Annotated in this window: 16 protein-coding genes; 10 read left to right on the forward strand and 6 right to left on the reverse strand. The window is 59.8% G+C overall.

Features of this window, described 5'->3' with window-relative positions; translation table 11 throughout:
• The first annotated feature begins 2 nt into the window (after positions 1 to 2).
• Genes GTP46_RS03780 through GTP46_RS03790 form a run of 3 tightly spaced genes read left to right on the forward strand, consistent with a single transcriptional unit; the run spans position 3 to position 3,976 of the window.
• Positions 3 to 1,688 (forward strand): bifunctional metallophosphatase/5'-nucleotidase, encoded by a 1,686-nt coding sequence (locus GTP46_RS03780; RefSeq protein ID WP_161005283.1) that lies wholly within the window; start codon positions 3 to 5, stop codon positions 1,686 to 1,688.
• 9 nt (positions 1,689 to 1,697) lie between these two features.
• Positions 1,698 to 2,921, forward strand: coding sequence for a phospholipase D-like domain-containing protein (locus GTP46_RS03785; protein ID WP_161005284.1), 1,224 nt, complete (start codon positions 1,698 to 1,700; stop codon positions 2,919 to 2,921).
• The gene (locus GTP46_RS03790; protein WP_161005285.1) at positions 2,918 to 3,976 is read left to right on the forward strand and encodes a S1/P1 nuclease; all 1,059 of its coding nucleotides are present in this window, start codon (positions 2,918 to 2,920) and stop codon (positions 3,974 to 3,976) included. Before GTP46_RS03785 ends, GTP46_RS03790 begins: the two co-directional genes overlap by 4 nt.
• Here the strand turns inward: GTP46_RS03790 and GTP46_RS03795 are convergent, their stop codons facing one another.
• The gene (locus GTP46_RS03795) at positions 3,977 to 4,798 is read right to left on the reverse strand and encodes a transporter substrate-binding domain-containing protein (RefSeq protein ID WP_161005286.1); all 822 of its coding nucleotides are present in this window, start codon (positions 4,796 to 4,798) and stop codon (positions 3,977 to 3,979) included. It lies immediately after the preceding gene.
• Between the two features lie 118 nt (positions 4,799 to 4,916).
• Positions 4,917 to 5,672: a DeoR/GlpR family DNA-binding transcription regulator gene (locus GTP46_RS03800; RefSeq protein WP_161005287.1), complete on the reverse strand. Its 756-nt coding sequence runs from the start codon at positions 5,670 to 5,672 to the stop codon at positions 4,917 to 4,919.
• 68 nt (positions 5,673 to 5,740) lie between these two features.
• On the opposite strand from GTP46_RS03800, the gene GTP46_RS03805 reads away from it, so the two are divergent.
• The 4 genes from GTP46_RS03805 (at position 5,741) to GTP46_RS03820 (ending at position 7,965) form a co-directional block, all read left to right on the forward strand.
• A complete protein-coding gene (locus tag GTP46_RS03805; protein ID WP_161005288.1) occupies positions 5,741 to 6,319 on the forward strand; it encodes an NUDIX domain-containing protein in 579 nt (192 codons plus the stop codon).
• A 76-nt stretch (positions 6,320 to 6,395) separates the two neighbouring features.
• Entirely contained in the window at positions 6,396 to 6,704 is a 309-nt protein-coding gene (locus GTP46_RS03810) for a type II toxin-antitoxin system HigB family toxin (RefSeq protein ID WP_161005289.1), read from the forward strand.
• Positions 6,701 to 7,168 carry a helix-turn-helix domain-containing protein gene (locus tag GTP46_RS03815; protein WP_161005290.1) on the forward strand — a complete coding sequence of 156 codons (468 nt, stop codon included), beginning with the start codon at positions 6,701 to 6,703 and terminating at the stop codon, positions 7,166 to 7,168. The genes GTP46_RS03810 and GTP46_RS03815 overlap by 4 nt, the downstream gene beginning before the upstream one ends.
• A 383-nt stretch (positions 7,169 to 7,551) precedes the next feature.
• The gene (locus tag GTP46_RS03820) at positions 7,552 to 7,965 is read left to right on the forward strand and encodes a c-type cytochrome (RefSeq protein ID WP_161005291.1); all 414 of its coding nucleotides are present in this window, start codon (positions 7,552 to 7,554) and stop codon (positions 7,963 to 7,965) included.
• Here the strand turns inward: GTP46_RS03820 and GTP46_RS03825 are convergent.
• The 4 genes from GTP46_RS03825 to GTP46_RS03840 form a co-directional block, all read right to left on the reverse strand.
• Positions 7,962 to 8,933 carry an ABC transporter permease gene (locus tag GTP46_RS03825; RefSeq protein ID WP_161005292.1) on the reverse strand — a complete coding sequence of 324 codons (972 nt, stop codon included), beginning with the start codon at positions 8,931 to 8,933 and terminating at the stop codon, positions 7,962 to 7,964. The genes GTP46_RS03820 and GTP46_RS03825 overlap by 4 nt on opposite strands.
• A 7-nt stretch (positions 8,934 to 8,940) precedes the next feature.
• Entirely contained in the window at positions 8,941 to 10,014 is a 1,074-nt protein-coding gene (locus GTP46_RS03830) for an ABC transporter permease (RefSeq protein ID WP_202414117.1), read from the reverse strand.
• Entirely contained in the window at positions 10,011 to 11,540 is a 1,530-nt protein-coding gene (locus tag GTP46_RS03835) for an ABC transporter ATP-binding protein (RefSeq protein ID WP_161005293.1), read from the reverse strand. The genes GTP46_RS03830 and GTP46_RS03835 overlap by 4 nt, the downstream gene beginning before the upstream one ends.
• Before the next feature lie 86 nt (positions 11,541 to 11,626).
• Entirely contained in the window at positions 11,627 to 12,622 is a 996-nt protein-coding gene (locus GTP46_RS03840) for a BMP family lipoprotein (RefSeq protein ID WP_161005294.1), read from the reverse strand.
• A gap of 458 nt (positions 12,623 to 13,080) precedes the next feature.
• Between GTP46_RS03840 and GTP46_RS03845 the strand changes: the two genes are divergently transcribed.
• Genes GTP46_RS03845 through GTP46_RS03855 form a run of 3 tightly spaced genes read left to right on the forward strand, consistent with a single transcriptional unit; the run spans position 13,081 to position 17,025 of the window.
• Positions 13,081 to 15,378, forward strand: a complete 2,298-nt coding sequence (locus tag GTP46_RS03845) for a TonB-dependent receptor (RefSeq protein WP_161005295.1) — start codon at positions 13,081 to 13,083, stop codon at positions 15,376 to 15,378.
• A 7-nt stretch (positions 15,379 to 15,385) separates the two neighbouring features.
• A complete protein-coding gene (locus GTP46_RS03850; protein WP_161005296.1) occupies positions 15,386 to 16,072 on the forward strand; it encodes a DUF969 domain-containing protein in 687 nt (228 codons plus the stop codon).
• Positions 16,069 to 17,025, forward strand: coding sequence for a DUF979 domain-containing protein (locus tag GTP46_RS03855; protein WP_161005297.1), 957 nt, complete (start codon positions 16,069 to 16,071; stop codon positions 17,023 to 17,025). The genes GTP46_RS03850 and GTP46_RS03855 overlap by 4 nt, the downstream gene beginning before the upstream one ends.
• Positions 17,026 to 17,042: the final 17 nt, after the last annotated feature.

Below are 17,042 nucleotides of genomic sequence, written 5' to 3' on the forward strand. Positions count from 1 at the left end.
CCATGAAAAAATATCTAAGCCTTATGGTTGTTGCCTCGCTGGCCGGTTGCGCATGGTTTCAGCCCGCACCGCCATCCAACCTGACCGAGATTCAGCTGGTATCGCTGAACGATTTTCACGGCAATCTCGAAGCCAGCAAATACACCTGGGACAGCGCAGCCGGCGGCGGCGAACGGGTGATCCAGGCCGGCGGCATCGACACGCTGGGCGCGGCGCTGCAAGCGTGGCGCAAGCAGGACCCGGAATTGCTGCTGGTCGGCGCCGGCGATTTGATTGGCGCCAGTCCCGCCATCTCGGCCATGTGGGCCGACGAACCGACCATCGGCGCGATGAATTTACTTGGCTTGCGCGCCACCTCGGTGGGCAATCACGAATTCGACCAAGGGCGCATTGAGCTGCTGCGCCAGCAGAAGGGCGGCTGCGTTTCGCCGCGCGCCGACAAGGCCTGCAAATTTGAAGGCACCTATCAGGGCGCGCAGTTCCAGTACCTGGCGGCCAACGTGATCGACATGGTCACGCGCAAGCCGGTGCTGCCAGCTTATAAAGTCGAAACCGCGCACGGCGTGAAGGTTGCCTTCATCGGCACCGTGCTGCGCGAGGCGGCTGAATCGTCGCTGGCGTCGGGTATCGCCGGACTGCAGTTCATTGACGAGGCGGACGCCATCAATCTCCAGCTGCCGGAACTGCGCCAGCAAGGCGTAGGCGTGTTCGTGGTGTTGATCCACCAGGGCGGCCGCACGACCGATAAATTCGACCAGCAGGATTGCGCCAACCTGAAAGGGCCGATCACCGATGTGGTCAAGCGCCTCGATCCTGCGATTCGTCTGGTCATCACCGGCCACTCGCATCAGGGCTACTTGTGCAAGGTGGATGGCCGCACTGTCACGCAGTCTGACATGGGCGGCCACGTGATGAGCCGCATCAAGCTGACTGTGGACACCAATACCAACAGCGTGCGCAACATCAGCGCGCGCCAGGAAGTGATGGTGCCGGGTACGTGGCCGGCCGATCCGGCGTTGGACGCCTACCTGAAGCAAGCCCGCGAACGCAGTGTCTCCGCCTTGGCGCAGCCTGTTGCTACGCTGGCTGTGCCAAGCGTGAAGCGCGAGAAAGAGCATGCGCGTGAATCGGCGCTGGGCGACCTGGTGGCGGACTCCATGCTGTACGCGGGCCGCTCGTTCGGCGCGCAGATCGCGCTGCAAAATCCGGGCGGCATCCGCCAGGACCTGGAAACCGCCGCCGGCAACCGCGTCACACTGGGCCAGGCGATGGCCGTGCTGCCGTTCGGGAATGCGCTGGTGGCGATGAACCTGCGCGGCGAGCAAATCGTCGCGCTGCTGGAAGAGCAGTGGGCAGGCGGACGTGATGCGAAGCGCGGTTTGCTGCAAGTGTCGGAAGGCTTCTGGTACGAATGGGACCCGGCGCAGCCTGAAGGCCGCAAGATCGTCGCGGGCAGCGTGAAACTGAACGGCATTCCGCTGGAGATGGATAAATCCTACCGCGTGGTGACCAATAACTTCCTGGCCGAAGGCGGCGACGGCTTCTCAACCTTCACCAAAGGCGCGAGCCGCGCACCGACCAATATCCGCGACATCGATGCGCTGACCAGCTATCTGGCCAAGCGCGATCAGGACAAGAAGCCCGCCGGCACCGCTGCGCCGCTGGTGCGCTACAAGAGCATGCAATAAGGAGTCATCATGCGTCGTATTTCAATTTCCCTGCTGGTCTCGGCGGCGCTGCTGTCGGCGTCGGCGCGCGCGGAGTTTTCCATCCCCGGCTATGAGCTGGTGCAAACCGCGCCGGTCGAAACACCGCTGCACAGCGACGACTTGCGCAGCGCCGCGCAAGTGTGGACCGAGATGTTCGATAACGCCAAAAGCGAAATCGTCATCGGCCAGTTCTACACGGTGATCAAGCCGGGTAGCGTGTTCGATAAAGTGATCGAGCATCTTGAAGCCGCCGGCAAGCGTGGCGTAAAGATTCGCTTCCTGCTGGACCAGAAAGGCGTGAACCTGTCGGAGCAGCCGAGCATCGCGCGCTTGAAGGCGATTCAGAACCTGGAATTCCGCGTATTGGATTTTAATAAGCTGACCGGCAACGGCATTATCCACGCCAAATACCTGGTAGTGGACGGCGCTACCGCCTACATCGGCAGCCAGAATTTCGACTGGCGCTCGTTTGAACACATCCACGAAACCGGCTTGCGCATCACTGACCAGAAAGTGGTGGGGCAGGTGCTGGCGATCTTCAACCAGGATTGGCGCGCGCAGGCTTTGACCTCGCAAGGCCAGACGGCACCTGCGCTGAACACGCACACCGTTGCGGCAGACACCAGCCAGCAAGCCTTCCTGCTGTCCAGCCCTAACCAGTTCAACCCTGCGGGCGTAGGCGATTCCGAGACCGGCCTGCCGGCGCTGCTGGCGGAAGCAAAGAGCGAAGTGCGCATCCAGCTGCTGGACTACGCGCCGCTGAGCTACGGCCCGAAAGGTACGCGTCCTTATTACGCCGTGATCGACAACGCGGTGCGCGCGGCAGCGGCACGCGGTGTGAAGATCAAGCTGATGGTCTCCAACTGGAACCTCGAAAGCGCCCCGCTGCCTTACCTGAAAAGCCTGGCCGTGCTGCCCAACGTGGAAGTGCGCGTGGTGACTTTGCCGGTGGCGTCGAGCGGCTTTATTCCGTTCGCGCGTGTCATCCACAGCAAGACCATGGTGATAGATAACCGCGTCGCATGGGTCGGCACCAGCAACTGGAGCGGTGGCTATATGGACTTGTCGCGCAATCTGGAAGTGGTGCTGCGTAACGAGAAGATGGCGCAGCGGCTGGCGGCTTTGCAGGAGCAGACCTGGAGTTCGTCGTACGCACAAGTCCTCGACATCAACAAACAATATCCCAAGCCGTCGAAAGGCAGTCCTGAATGAAAAAGCTCGCATGTATCCTAGCGCTGGGCAGCGCCTTTATTTCGTTTAACGCTCACGCATGGGGCAACGATGGCCACCGCGCGGTAGGCGCGATTGCCGACCAGCTGATCAAGGGCAGCAACGCCGAGAAGCAGGTGCAAGCCTTGCTGCTGCCGGGCGAGAGCCTGGCCGGCGTCGCCTCGTGGGCGGACTGCGTGAAGGGCACTTACTGCGGTCCGCAAACGCCGGAGATGGTGGCTTACACCAGCGCCAATCCCAAGCACAGCGAGTACCACTACACCGATGTGCCGTACCAGCTGACGCACTATGAAGACCATGGCGTCGGCACCACGGATCACGACATCGTGCAGACGCTGAAGCAGTGCATCGCAGTGCTGCAAGGGAAGGGCGATGCGGCCACCAATCCGCACCACTTTACGCCGCGCCAGGCGCTGTTGATGCTGACGCACTTGAGCGGCGATATCGCGCAGCCGCTGCACGTGGGTGAAGGCTACGTCGGCAAGAATGGCGGCTTCGTGCTGCCAACGCAGAAGCAGCTGGATGACAAGGAAGCCTTTGCCACGCAGGGCGGCAACAACCTGCAGCTGGACGACATTAAGCTGACCGCGAATAGTTCGCAGCTGATTCCTGCGGACGACAAGCCAGCAACGCCGGCCATGCCGGGCCGCGCGCCGCAGACCACGCGCGCCTTCCACTCCTACTGGGACACCACGGTGGTGAACTACGCCTTCCGCCGCATCGGCGCGCGTACCCCAGAGCAGTTTGCGCAGATGGTTATCGCCAGCAGCCCTGTGGTGGCGCCGAACAGCGGCGATCCGGTGACCTGGCCTTACGAGTGGGCTGACCAGACGCTGGTTGTCTCCAAGCTGGCGTACACCGATGTAACGCCGGGCGCGATGGCGCAGCAGGTCAGCAAAACCACCGGCGAGGCATACAACGTATGGCCGCTGGCGATTCCGGATAACTATCCGGTGCCATCTTCGGCGGCGGCCAAGTCGCAGTTGATCCAGGGCGGCTACCATCTGGCCGCTGTGTTGAAGGCGATCTGGCCTTAACTATTTTCCCGTCATGGGATTGAACCAGAGTTCACTGCGAGACAGCGGTGTCTCTGGCGCCAGGTGTGGATTCTGCACCTGAAGCACGCGGCGATGCTGCAGGCCGCCGGCTCGGATGCTCTCGCCCTTGTATTTTTCGAACAAGACGTTGAGCGATCCATCCTTGATCATCATTTCCATGCCGTCGTTGATGCGCTGCGCCAGCAGCTTGCCTTCGGCATCGCGCCGCGTGAAGAAGTACTTCGGCAGCGGATATCGCAGCAGCAGCGTCGGCTCGATCACCATGTGCGGATAGGTGGTGCGGCGTTCCTTGAATTCGCGCTGCGCTTCGTCAATCGCGCGTGAAAAGAAATCGAAGCGGCCGGCGGCCAGCATGGCAAACAGGCCCGGATAGTTGGTGCCTTCCACCACCGGGATGCCGGCATTGCGCAGCACCGGCACATCGATCCAGTCCTTGCCCAAACCGGCGCGCAGCTTGCGCAGGTCATCGATCGTGCGCACGGCTGCGAAGCGCGGCAGGTCGGCGTCGCGTACCAGGAACATGCGGTAGCCGAGCAAGCCTTTGTCGACCGGCAGACGCACTGGTATGAACTGCTGCTCCAGTTGCGCTGAACTGGCACGGGCGAAGATGTTGATACGGCCGCCCGACATCAGCAACTCCTGCGCTACGCGCTGTGACGACATTGCGTGGCTCGACTGGTGAATCTCAAAAGCGCCGTAGCGCGGCTCGGTTTTTTCCAGCGCCATGCGCAGCACAGCCCAATCGTACTCGTAGCGGCTATCGACTTCGTCCAGCGCGGTAAGGGGATATACCACGCGCATGGCGGCCGCACTGCAGCTGCCCGCGGCCAGGCACAATGCCACCCCCAATACGCGCCAGGCAGTAGGAATTCTTAATGCAGTCAATATCGTCATCCAGCTAGTTTGCCACATTAAACGCCTATGCCATAGTGATGGCGATCCCCATGTTGCGATAGCGCGCGAGCAGCGTTTCTGGTGCGTCGTGGTTGACGATGATGGTGCTGACCTGCGAGAGCGGTGCAATTTGGTAGGGCGATGCAGTGTCCAGCTTTTCCGGAGATGCTAGCACCACGGTGCGTTGCGCCCTGTTGCTGATGGCGCGCTTGACGCCTGCTTCATCGAAGTCGCCGGTGCTGATGCCGGTGTCCGGATGCAGGCTGCACACACCCATGAAATAGATATCGGTGCTGATCTGCGCGATTGCTTCCAGCGCCGATGGCCCCATCGCCACGATGGAATGCTTAAACAGACGGCCGCCGATCAGGATCACTTCCACGTTTGGATGTTCGACCAGCTCCACTGCCACCGATGGGCTGTGCGTGACCACGGTGCAGCGCAAATCCGGCGGCAGCGCGCGCGCCAGCTGCACGGCGGTGGTGCCGCCGTCGATGAAGATCACCTGGTCCGGTTCGACCATGGCAGCGGCGGCGCGCGCGATGGCCGGTTTGGCGTCGCTGGAAATCTGCTGGCGCTGCGCGAAGTTGCCCATCGCGGGCGAGGCGGGCAGGGCGCCGCCGTGGACGCGCTGCAGCAAGCCTTCGCTGGCCAACTCGCGCAGGTCGCGGCGTATCGTGTCCTCCGATAGTCCCAGCTCCTCGCTCAGTGATTTGGCGACGATCTGACCGTCCTTGTGCAGGCGGTCCAGCAGGAGTTCTTTGCGTTGGCGTGTCAGCATGTGCGTGAATTTTCTTGATATTGCACGATATTGCATGATATCGTCAATGAACGCAACGGGAGGACGACATGCCGGAAGACCGAATTCGCATCCACAAAGTAGAGACCCTGTCCGACGACTGGTTCCTGCTGCAAAAGACCACCTTCGACTACCGCCGCAGCGACGGCAGCTGGCAGCGCCAGACGCGCGAGACCTACGATCGCGGCAACGGCGCCACCATCCTGCTGTACAACCGCGAGCAGCGCACCGTGCTGCTGGTACGGCAGTTCCGCTTCCCTACCTACGGCAACGGCCATGACGGCTTCCTGATCGAGACTGCGGCGGGTCTGCTGGACCAGGCCTCGCCGGAAGAGCGCATCAAGGCCGAAGTGGAAGAGGAGACCGGCTACTGCGTGGGCGAAGTGCGCAAAGTTTTCGAAGCCTTCATGAGTCCCGGCTCGGTGACCGAGCGCCTGTACTTCTTCGTCGCCGAATACGATGCGTCGTCACGCACCGGTAATGGCGGCGGCATCGCCGAAGAAGGCGAGGACATCGAAGTGCTGGAACTGCCAATAACCGAAGCCCTGCAAATGATCACCGACGGCCGCATCGCAGACGGCAAAACTATCATGCTGCTGCAATACGCAGCGCTGCACTTGCTGCGCTGAGGGCAAAATACGCAGCCTCAGCCACACTCTTTGAGTGCGCTCAATCAGCGAATGAGCTAGAGTCATACAGTGAGGCATGAATCTCATTGCCACTCACTTGATAGACCAATTTTGCTTGCGGCATCCCAATGCGCGGGTGTCGCTTGCCCGCTGGATGCAAGTGTCGTCAGCCTTTAGTTTCTTGAGCTTTCAGCAGCTTAAGAAGATATTTCCTCACGCTGATTATGTTGCACCATTCACGATCTTCAATGTTGGAGGCAATAACTACCGGGTCATTTCCAGCGTTAAGTACGGAACGAATACACTGGAGATCCGTTGGGTATTTCCGCACGCCGAGTATGACAAGTGGGCGCGACAATTTCGCAGTAGGAAAACAAAGCTATGAATAATCTCTCGGACGGAACCCTAAAGCCTGACGTTGATGAGCTTCAAGCGGCATGGGTAGCATTTCAGCGGATCGCTCGGCTGCGTGCACTGAAAACTGATGAAGATCATCTTCATGCGCTGAACTTGGTGAATGTAATGTGGGACGTCGTAGGTGAAGATGTGACACATCCGCTTGCAAGTTTGTTTGAACTGCTGGTAATCATGATCAGCGACTACGAAAAGAAGCGCTATCCAATGCCGCAAAGCGAACCCCACGAAATGCTTGCATTCATGATGGAGCAAGGTGAGCGTAATGCAGCTGATCTGGCGGAAATACTGGATAGTGATCTATTGGCAGAAATACTTGCGGGCCAAAAAAAAATCGACGTTACATTGGCGAACAAACTGGCAGAGTATTTTCACGTAACGCCGCAGCTGTTTTTAGTGACTGAAATATTAGGCTCTAAGAGTGTATATAAATGACTCGGTGGGTTACGTGAACCCAATTGGCGACAACCTTATTTGTACTGGCTCAAACGAAGAGATTGCTGATGATATGGATTTGTTGGTGAATCCTACAGAGGAGAACGCGATGCGTATTTGCGAAGCGTTAGTTCGGCTAGGTTACCCAATGCGCAATTGCAATTAAAAACGAAGCACTATGCAGAAATTTTAACGCCGCATATAGATGGTCCAAGTTATGAAAGCGTTGCACAATTAGCTGTTCCTGGAAAGTTGCTAGCTGTTTCGATTTGGATCGCATCTCCAGCATCACTAATTGAAATGAAGAAGCTCGCCGTTGCCTCCGAAAGTGCTGCTATGCAAAAACATCTCCTCGATATTGAACACTTGGGCGCCTACGTCGCATGAAACAATCCTTAGGCAATAATACTGGTGGCTTCGCCCGGGTTCAATTGAAGAACTGTCAGCGATGGTTTTTGCTGTTGCTACTGGCGGCAGGGCAGGCCAGCGCGGCTGGCGATCCTAAGAACGGGGCGTTCTTGTTCCAGCGCTGTGCGTCGTGTCACGCGGTGGGGAAGTATGCGAGTGCGGGCTATGGGCCGCAGTTGAATGGGATTGTCGGCCGGCGCGCGGCGTCGACCAAGGACTATAAATATTCCGAGGCGATGAAGAAGTCGGGACTGACCTGGGATGAGAAGACGCTCGCCGCTTACCTGCGCGCGCCGCATGATGTGGTGCCGGGGACGACGATGCGCTTCTGGGGAATTAAAGATGAACAGCAGGTCGCTGACCTGCTGTCCTATTTGAAGACGTTTTAACGCGATTTCACGAACGGGGTGCCCAAGGCTTTTGGCGCCACCGATTTGGCCATCAGGCCGGCCAGTACGATCACGGTCAGCACGTACGGTACCATCTGGATCAGCGCACCCGGCACGCGGCCGACCAGCGGCAGTTCCACGCCTTCGATCTGGATTTGCACGGCGCCGAAGAAGCCGAACATCAGGCAGCCCAGGAAGGTGTGCAGCGGACGCCAGTTACCAAATACCATCGCCGTCAGCGCCAGATAGCCGGCACCAGCCGACATATCGCGCAGGAAGAAACCACTCTGCACGATCGACAGGTAAGCACCCGAGAACGAGCACAGTACGCCGGCAATGATCATGGCCATATAGCGCTGGCGCTCGACACTGACGCCGGCTGCATCGGCCGCATGCGGGTTCTCGCCGCAAGCGCGCAGGCGCAGGCCGAAGCGGCTGTGGTAGACGATCCAGTGCACCAGCGGCACCAGCGCAAACGCCAGGTACACCAGCACCGAATGGCCGCCGATCAGGTGCGCGTACAGCCAGCCGATGAACGGGATGTTTTCCACCGCCGCAGAACCAGGCAGCACCACGTCGAACAAACGCGCCGAGCCCAGGTCCGGCGTGCGTCCGCCTTGCTGGAAGATGTACTGCGCCACCACGAAGGTCAGGCCGCTCATGGCGATGTTGATGGCGATGCCGGCCACCAGCTGGTTGCCCTTCTGGGTGATGGCGATGTAAGCCTGCAGGCTGGCCAGCAGCATCGATACCAGCACGCCAGCCATTACGCCGTACCACGGGTTCTGGGTCGTGAATGCGACAGCGGCCGACACAAACGCGGACGCCAGGATTTTGCCTTCGAGGCCGATGTCGATCACACCCGAACGTTCGGCGAACAGGCCGGCCATGCCGGCGAAAATCAGCACCGGCGCATTGCGCACGGTTGACACCAGGATACTGCCGATATGGAGATCATCAAAAGTCATATCGTTCTCACTTCTTCAGTTGGAGCATTTTGGCGATGGCCGGTGCGTACAGGTATTCCATCGCGCCGCAGAACAGGATGACCACACCCTGCACGAAGATCACCATCTCCGGTGGGATGTTCTGCTTTTCCAGCGACAGGTCCAGGCCACCCTGGGTCAGTGCGCCGAACAGCAGCGCCGACAGGAAGATGCCGACCGGATGCTGGCGGCCCATCAGCGCAATCGCGATGCCGATGAAGCCCGCGCCGCCGACAAAGCCCAGCGACAGGTAGTGGGTCGAACCCATGATGGAGTTGACCGAGCCAAGACCGGCCAGCGCGCCAGAGATCAGCATCACAACGATGATCATCTTGCTGATGCGAACACCCGCGTAGTGCGCGGCGTGCTTGTTCAAGCCGGTGGCGCGCAGCTTGAAGCCCCACGCCGAACGCGTTACCACCACACCGTAAATCACCAGCGCGATAATCGCGATGAAGAAGCTGATGTTGAGCGGCGTCTCGCCCAGGATCGGGAACCACTGGTTCAGGCGCGGCATTTCAGCAGCAGCAGCAAACACGCGGCTGGCCGGATTCTGTTCGCCCGGCGGCACCATCTTGACGATCACGGAGTTCATCAGCGAGGCGGCGATGTAGTTGAACATGATGGTGGTCACCACCACGTGGCTGCCGCGTTTCGCTTGCAGGTAGCCGGGCACGAAGGCCCACAGTGCGCCGAACAGCGCTGCGCCCAGCATGCCGAGCGGGATCAGTAGCCAGAACGGCAGCGTGCTGTCGAAGCCCAGCATGACCAGTGTCAGGCCCAGGCCCGCAAAGTACATCTGGCCTTCGGCGCCAATATTGAACAGGCCCGCCTGCATGGCGATCGATACCGCCAGGCCGGTGAAGATAAAGGTCGAAGCGTAGAACAGCGTGTAGCTCAAGCCTTCCGGATTGATCACGGCGCTGTTGACCAAAATGGCCAGCGATTCGATCGGGCTTTCGCCCAGCAGGTGGATCACCAGTGCGGTCACCAGCAGTGCCGACAACAGGTTTAGAACGGGCATGACAAACGCAGTGGCCCAGCGTGGGAGGTCTTTATTCATGATTTGTGCATCCCGCCCATCAGCAGGCCGATACGGGTGGTGTCGAATTCTTCAATTTTCAGTTCGCCGGTAATGCGGCCGCCGCACATGACCAGGATACGGTCCGCCAGCGCGCGCACTTCTTCCAGCTCCACGGAGACCAGCAGGATCGCCACGCCTTCATCGCGCAGTTTGAGCAACTGGGTGTGGATGCTCTCGATGGTGCCGATGTCGACGCCGCGCGTCGGCTGGCCGACCAGCATCAGCTTCGGCTGCGCCAGCACTTCGCGCGCGATCACCACTTTCTGCTGGTTGCCGCCCGAGAGCAGGCCGATACGCAGGTCGTGGTTATTCGGACGCACGTCGAAGTTCTTCATCAGCTCCGCGCAGCGCGCTGCGATGGCTTTGAAGTCGAGCAGGCCCCAACGATTTTTCAGCTTGTCCTGGTAGCCGAAGATGGTGTTGTGCATGACCGAGAAGGCCTTGATCACGCCATCACGCAAGCGGTCTTCCGGCACGTGGGCGATGCCCAGCTCGCGGAATTTCAGCGGCAGGCCATCGGCATCCGAACGGCCTTCAAACGGCAGCGGCTTGCCCCGGTATTCCAGCTTGCCGGAGGAGGGCAGGCGCATGCCCGACAAGATCTCCATCAACTCGCTCTGGCCATTGCCGGACACGCCGGCCACGGCGACGATCTCGCCGGCGCGCAGCGTGAAGCCGATATCGGCCAGCAGCTTGACGCCCTGGTCGTCCAGCAGCTGCAGGCCGTCGACTTGCAGCACTGGCGCGCCCGGGCTGTATGGCTTGCGCGGCAGGTTGTTCTCGATCGGCCGGCCGACCATCATATTGGCCAGTTCTTCCTTGGTGGTGCCGGCGGTCGGCACGGCGCCGATCACGCGGCCGCCGCGCATCACGGTGACGGTGTCGGTGATGTCGAGGATCTCTTGCAGCTTGTGCGTGATCAGGATAATGGTCTTGCCCTGTTCCTTGAACAAACGCAGGATCTCGAACAGCGATTCGGTCTCCTGTGCGGTCAGCACCGCAGTCGGTTCATCGAGGATCAGGATGTTGGCGCTGCGGTAGATCTGCTTGAGGATCTCCACGCGCTGCTGCGCGCCCACCGACAAATCGTGGATGGTGGCCAGCGGATCGACGTCGAGCCGGTAGCGTGTGCAAATCTCGCGCAGTTCCGCTTCCACCTTGGCGCGCTTGGACTTCAGCTGGAAGCCGCCTTCGCTGCCCAGCATCACGTTATCGAGCACAGTCATGTTCTCGACCAGCATGAAGTGCTGGTGCACCATGCCGATGCCGAGCGCAATCGCTTCCTGACTGTTGTGGATGCGGCGCGCCTGGCCATCGAGCAGGATCTCCCCGCCATCGGCGCGGTAGTATCCGTACAGGATGCTCATCAGGGTCGACTTGCCGGCGCCGTTCTCGCCCACCAGGCCATGGATCGAACCCTTGGCGATGGTGAAGCTGACGTCCGTGTTCGCTTTTACAGCTCCGAAGTGCTTGGAGATGCCGCGAAATTCTACTGCTGGCTGCATAGGATCGTTTTTAATGCGGTTAATTAAAATGCTAAACGCGCCGCGCGGGAAAACCCGAGGCGGCGCGCTCTGTGTTTAAACAGCTGTTAAACCGGGCAGGCTGCGCCCGAACGGATATCGATGACCTTGACCTTGCCGTCGATGATGTCCTTGCGCGCGCCCATCACACGCTTCTCGATTTCCGGCGTGATCAGCTTGCGGTTGTTCTCGTCCAGCGCCCAATCGACGCCGCCTTCTTTCAGGCCCTTGGCGGTAACGCCGCCTTTCCACGTGCCGTTCTTCATTTGCATGAAGGACTCGTAGACGGCGTTGTCGACGCGCTTGACCATCGAGGTCAGGATCGTGCCCGGATACAGCGAGTTCTGGTTCGAATCGACGCCGATCGCCAGCTTGCCTTTTTCCTTGGCGGTTTGCAGCGTGCCCAGGCCCGAACCACCGGCCACGGCAAACACCACGTCAACGCCGCGGTCGAATTGCGAGCGCGCCAGTTCACCGCCCTTGGCTGGGTTGTTCCACGAATCGGAAGTGGTACCGACCATATTGGAGGTCACGTCGACCTTGGCGTTGACGGCTTTCGCGCCCTGCGCGTAGCCGCACGAGAAGGTGCGGATCAGCGGGATATCAACGCCGCCGATGAAGCCCAGCTTCTTGGACTTGGAGGCCATGGCCGCTGCCACGCCCACCAGGTAGGAACCTTCTTCTTCCTTGAAGGTGATGGAGTTGACGTTGGCGCCTTGCGCCACGCCGTCGATCAGCACGAAGCGGACTTTCGGGAATTCCTTGGCGACCTTCTGCACAGCTGCCTGTTGGGCGAAGCCGATGGAAGCGATCAGGTCGAGGTTTTTGCGGGCGAGGCCGCGCAGCACCTGTTCAGCCTGAGTGTCGCTGGAGGCTTGCACCTCGATGAAATTGATATTGGTTTCCTTCTTGAAGCGCGATGCGCCTTCAAAAGCGGACTGGTTAAACGACTTGTCGAACTTGCCGCCTGCGTCATACACGATGCCCAGCTTTGGGTCAGCCGCGGACGCGCTGGCAGCGATAAACAGTGCTGCAACCGTCAAACTAAGTTGTGAAAGTTTCATGAATAGGCTCCTGGAAGATCGACATTGTATATTTTTATTGGCCGAAGCATGTAATTTCGCGCCGTTGAATCCCTCTAACCTTTTGCGTTCGCTTGCCAGGACTGCATGTCGCACCGCAACAACATCCGCGCCAAACTAAATATTTTTGTATTGTTGCTTTTTTGTCCGATTGGAAAAACCCCGTCGGTACTGCCTGGAGTGACTGCGTGTGCGCTTTCATAGGAGAAGTGGCGCTACGCCCCACGTTCAGGACAATCCAACACTATGCCCCAGTGCCGATATGTAGGACAAATTCGTTTTTTCTTGGCTATTTATATAAAATAGATATGAATCAAGCCGGTTTTTTTCCGTGCTAGCATGATTGGTAATTTGTATATCGATATGCCGAATTAGTTCATATTCGATATGCATTTAATAAGAAAAAATAATTCACTACACAATTAAGGGAGCAGGACCATATGAGCAAGCAACGCAGTTTCGCAGTGCGATCGCTGATCGCCCTGGCCGTCGCCAGCGCCTTCCCACTGGTGCACGCTGAAGATACGCCGGACACCACCGCTACCGCCGCCAGCAAGGACCAGCTGGAAACCGTGATCGTGACGGCCCAGCGCCGCGCGGAAAACATCAAAGACGTGCCGATGTCGATCGCTACCCTCAAGGGCGACAAGCTGGACGTGCTGACCTCGGGCGCTGCCGACATCCGCTTCCTGGCCGGCCGCTCGCCGTCGGTCAACGTTGAGTCGGACTATGGCCGTACCTTCCCGCGCTTCTACATTCGCGGCCTGGGCAATACCGACTTCGACCTGAATGCTTCCCAGCCAGTCGGCCTGGTGATGGATGACATCGTCCAGGAAAACGCCATGCTGAAGGGCTTCCCGGTGTTCGACGTGGACCAGGTTGAGGTGCTGCGCGGCCCGCAAGGCACGCTGTTCGGCCGTAACTCCCCGGCCGGTGTGATCAAGTTCGACTCGGCCAAGCCGGTCTTCAAGACCGAAGGCTACCTGACGCTGGGCGTGGGCAACTTCTCGGCCAAGACCGCCGAAGGTGTGTTCAACGTACCGGTCAGCGACACCGTGGCCCTGCGCTTCTCGGGCACCAGCCAGCACCGCGGCGACCGCGTGCACAACACCAATCCAACCAAGAACACCGGCACCCAGGACTTTGAAGGCTACGGCGACAACGCCTTCCGCCTGCAAGCACTGGTGCAGCCGAATAAGGACTTCAGCGCGCTGTTCAACTACCACGAGCGCGACTACCACGGCAGCGCCACCCTGTTCCGCGCCAACATCATCAAGAAGGGCACCAACGATCTGGTGGACGGCTTCGACTACGCCTCCTACCCAACCGACGGCGTCAACTACCAGAAGCTGGAAACCAAGGGCGGCAATATCCGCCTGAAGTACAACTTGAGCGACATCACGCTGCACTCGATCACCGGCTATGAAACCCTGAAATTCAACAGCCGCGCCGACGTGGATGGCGGCTACGGCTGCACGCTGTTCTGCGGCCCGGCACAAGCAGCGCTGGGCAGTGGCCCGGGCGTGATCCCGTTCCCGGTCGAAACCGCCGACCTGCTGCCTAACCACAAGCAGTTCTCGCAAGAGTTCCGCGCTGAGTCGAACTACGCCGGCCCGCTGCAGTGGATCGGTGGCCTGTTCTTCTTCGACGAGAGCATCCAGATCGATTCGATCAGCTTCAACTCCTTCGCCGCCGGCAACCCGCAGAACGCCGCCTACGCGCAGCAGTTCCAGAACGCCAAGTCGTGGGCCGCATTCGGCTCGCTGAACTACACCGTGACCGACAAGTTCAAGGTGCGCGGCGGCCTGCGCTACACCAGCGACAAGAAAGAGTTCTCGGCCCTGCGCGTAGAACCGCCACTGAGCTCCGGCCCGTTCAACATCGACAATACCTCGCACAACGTCAGCTGGGACTTGAGCGGCACCTATGAAGTCGACAAGAACACCAACCTGTTCGCCCGCGTTGCTACCGGCTACCGCGCACCGTCGATGCAAGGCCGTTTGAATGGACTGACCGACAAGCCATCGTTCGCCAACGCTGAACGCGCGCTGTCGTATGAAGCCGGCGTCAAGCAAGACCTGTTCGATAAGCGCGCGCGCCTGAGCGCCTCGGTATTCCAGTATCGCGTGAAAGACAAGCAGCTGACCGCTGGTAACGGCACCGTCAACATGAACCAGCTGATCAACGCTGAGAAGGTGACTGGCCAGGGCGTGGAGCTGGACTTCCAGGCCAACCTGGGCGGTGGCTTTAGCGGCTCGCTGGGCTACAGCTACAACGATACCGAGATCAAGGATCCTAACCTGTTCGTGCAGTACTGCGGTAACGTGAGCAACAACGCTGCCAGCGGTTGCACCCCGACCAATGCGGCTGGTCCGTTCCCTGGCACGTCCAAGATCAACGGCAACCCGCTGCCACGCGCGCCTAAGTCGCAAGCCAACTTTACGCTCAAGTACAGCACCGACATCGGCAATGGCGAATTCTATGCCTACACCGACTGGACCTACCGCAGCAGCTACAACTTCTTCCTGTACGAAGCGCCTGAGTACAAGGCCAAGCCGCTCACCGAAGGTGGCGCGCGTCTGGGCTACAAATGGGGCGACGGCAAGTATGAAGTGGCAGCGTTCGGCCGCAACATTACCGACAAGCGGGTCATCCTCGGCGCTATCGACTTCGATAACCTGACCGGCATGCTGAATGAACCACGTACCTGGGGCGCGACCTTCAAAGTCAACTTCTAAGTTCTAAGTGCAACACGCTGTAAATCTGTGGCCTTTGCTGGGCGTCGCCGTCATCATCGTCGGCTTCGCCCTCAGGGCCCATCCGGTGCTGGTGGTGATCGCTGCCTGCGCCGTCACCGGCATTGCTGCGGCAATGCCGGTCGACCAACTACTGGCCACGCTGGGCGCGGCCTTCATCAAGACCCGTAATCTTCCCCTGATTCTGCTGTTGCCGATTGCCGCCATTGGGCTGCTGGAGCGGCACGGCTTGCGCGAGCATGCGCAGGCTTCCATCGCGCGCATACGCTCGGCCACCACTGGCCGCTTGCTGATCGTGTATCTCGCCATTCGCGAACTGAGTGCGGCTTTCGGTTTGACCAGCATCGGCGGCCATCCGAACATGGTGCGGCCGTTGATCGCGCCGATGGCGGAGGGCGCTGCCGAAGTACGCTATCCGAACGTACCGCAGGAGATGCGCTACCGCATCCGCGCCATGGCGGCGGCCACCGACAATGTCGGCCTGTTCTTCGGCGAAGATATCTTCGTGGCCTTCGGCGCCATTGTGCTGATGCAAACCATCCTGCACGGCGAAGGTCTGGACGTTGACCCGCTGCACATGGCCTTGTGGGGCATACCGACTGCGATATGCGCCTTCATCATCCACTCGTGGCGCTTGTATCGACTGGACGCGCAGATTGCGCGCAGCGCAAAATGATACTGAAGCTCGATTTCTTCTACTACATGCTGGGCGCCATGCTGCTGATGGTGGCGTGGATGGCGCTGCGCGACAAACATAATCCCAAGCGCTATAGCAGCGCCTTGTTCTGGGCTTTGTACGCCGTGATCTATCTGGCTGGCGAGCAGTTGCCGCCCGTCGCTGCGGGCTTGCTGATGGTGTTGATGGCGTTGATCGCCGGTTTCGGCGGCGTCACGCTGGGCCGCTACGGCGACCGCACCGAAGAAGAACGCCGCAGCAGCGCACAACGCCTTGGCCACAAGCTGTTGATTCCCGCGCTGCTGATTCCCATCACCACCGTGATCGGCTCCACCCTGTTCAAGGACGTCAAGTGGGATGGCCTGTTCCTGCTCGATCCCAAAAACCTGACGCTGGTCAGCCTCGGTTGCGGCTCGCTGTTTGCCGTGGCCACCGCGTGCTGGCTGACGCGCTCCACGCCGATGCAAGCGATGCGCGAATCGCGCCGCCTGATCGATCATCTTGGCTGGGCAGTGGTGCTGCCGCACATGTTGGCGGTGCTTGGCCTGCTGTTCACCGAAGCGGGCATGGGCAAGGCGGTGGCGCATGTGGTCACGTCTTACATCAACATGGACATCCGCTTGGTGGCGGTGGCGGTGTACTGCATCGGTATGGCGCTGTTCACCATCATCATGGGCAATGGCTTTGCTGCATTCCCAGTGATGGCGGGCGGCGTTGGCATTCCGGTGCTGGTCGGCGTGTACCACGCCAATCCGGCGGTGATGGCGGCGATCGGCATGTTCAGCGCCTACTGCGGCACCTTGATGACGCCAATGGCGGCCAATTTCAACATCGTGCCGGCTGCGCTGCTGGAGCTGCCGGACAAAAATGCGGTGGTAAAAATGCAGGTGGGGACGGCGTTGCCACTATTGTTAGTAAATATTTCCCTGCTTTATTTTTTGATGAATATGTGAGACGCTTCCGCAGTTAG

It is taken from the genome of Duganella flavida (assembly GCF_009857445.1).
In the GTDB taxonomy this organism is placed as follows: domain Bacteria; phylum Pseudomonadota; class Gammaproteobacteria; order Burkholderiales; family Burkholderiaceae_D; genus Rugamonas; species Rugamonas flavida.

Coding starts and splice junctions, on each gene's coding strand:
- GTP46_RS03855 (WP_161005297.1), top strand. CDS start 16,069: ATGATACTGAAGCTCGATTTCTTCTACTACATGCTGGGCGCCATGCTG.
- GTP46_RS03820 (WP_161005291.1), top strand. CDS start 7,552: ATGAAACAATCCTTAGGCAATAATACTGGTGGCTTCGCCCGGGTTCAA.
- GTP46_RS03795 (WP_161005286.1), bottom strand. CDS start 4,798: ATGCGCGTGGTATATCCCCTTACCGCGCTGGACGAAGTCGATAGCCGC.
- GTP46_RS03835 (WP_161005293.1), bottom strand. CDS start 11,540: ATGCAGCCAGCAGTAGAATTTCGCGGCATCTCCAAGCACTTCGGAGCT.
- GTP46_RS03785 (WP_161005284.1), top strand. CDS start 1,698: ATGCGTCGTATTTCAATTTCCCTGCTGGTCTCGGCGGCGCTGCTGTCG.
- GTP46_RS03830 (WP_202414117.1), bottom strand. CDS start 10,014: ATGAATAAAGACCTCCCACGCTGGGCCACTGCGTTTGTCATGCCCGTT.
- GTP46_RS03845 (WP_161005295.1), top strand. CDS start 13,081: ATGAGCAAGCAACGCAGTTTCGCAGTGCGATCGCTGATCGCCCTGGCC.
- GTP46_RS03780 (WP_161005283.1), top strand. CDS start 3: ATGAAAAAATATCTAAGCCTTATGGTTGTTGCCTCGCTGGCCGGTTGC.
- GTP46_RS03800 (WP_161005287.1), bottom strand. CDS start 5,672: ATGCTGACACGCCAACGCAAAGAACTCCTGCTGGACCGCCTGCACAAG.
- GTP46_RS03790 (WP_161005285.1), top strand. CDS start 2,918: ATGAAAAAGCTCGCATGTATCCTAGCGCTGGGCAGCGCCTTTATTTCG.
- GTP46_RS03805 (WP_161005288.1), top strand. CDS start 5,741: ATGCCGGAAGACCGAATTCGCATCCACAAAGTAGAGACCCTGTCCGAC.
- GTP46_RS03815 (WP_161005290.1), top strand. CDS start 6,701: ATGAATAATCTCTCGGACGGAACCCTAAAGCCTGACGTTGATGAGCTT.
- GTP46_RS03825 (WP_161005292.1), bottom strand. CDS start 8,933: ATGACTTTTGATGATCTCCATATCGGCAGTATCCTGGTGTCAACCGTG.
- GTP46_RS03840 (WP_161005294.1), bottom strand. CDS start 12,622: ATGAAACTTTCACAACTTAGTTTGACGGTTGCAGCACTGTTTATCGCT.
- GTP46_RS03810 (WP_161005289.1), top strand. CDS start 6,396: ATGAATCTCATTGCCACTCACTTGATAGACCAATTTTGCTTGCGGCAT.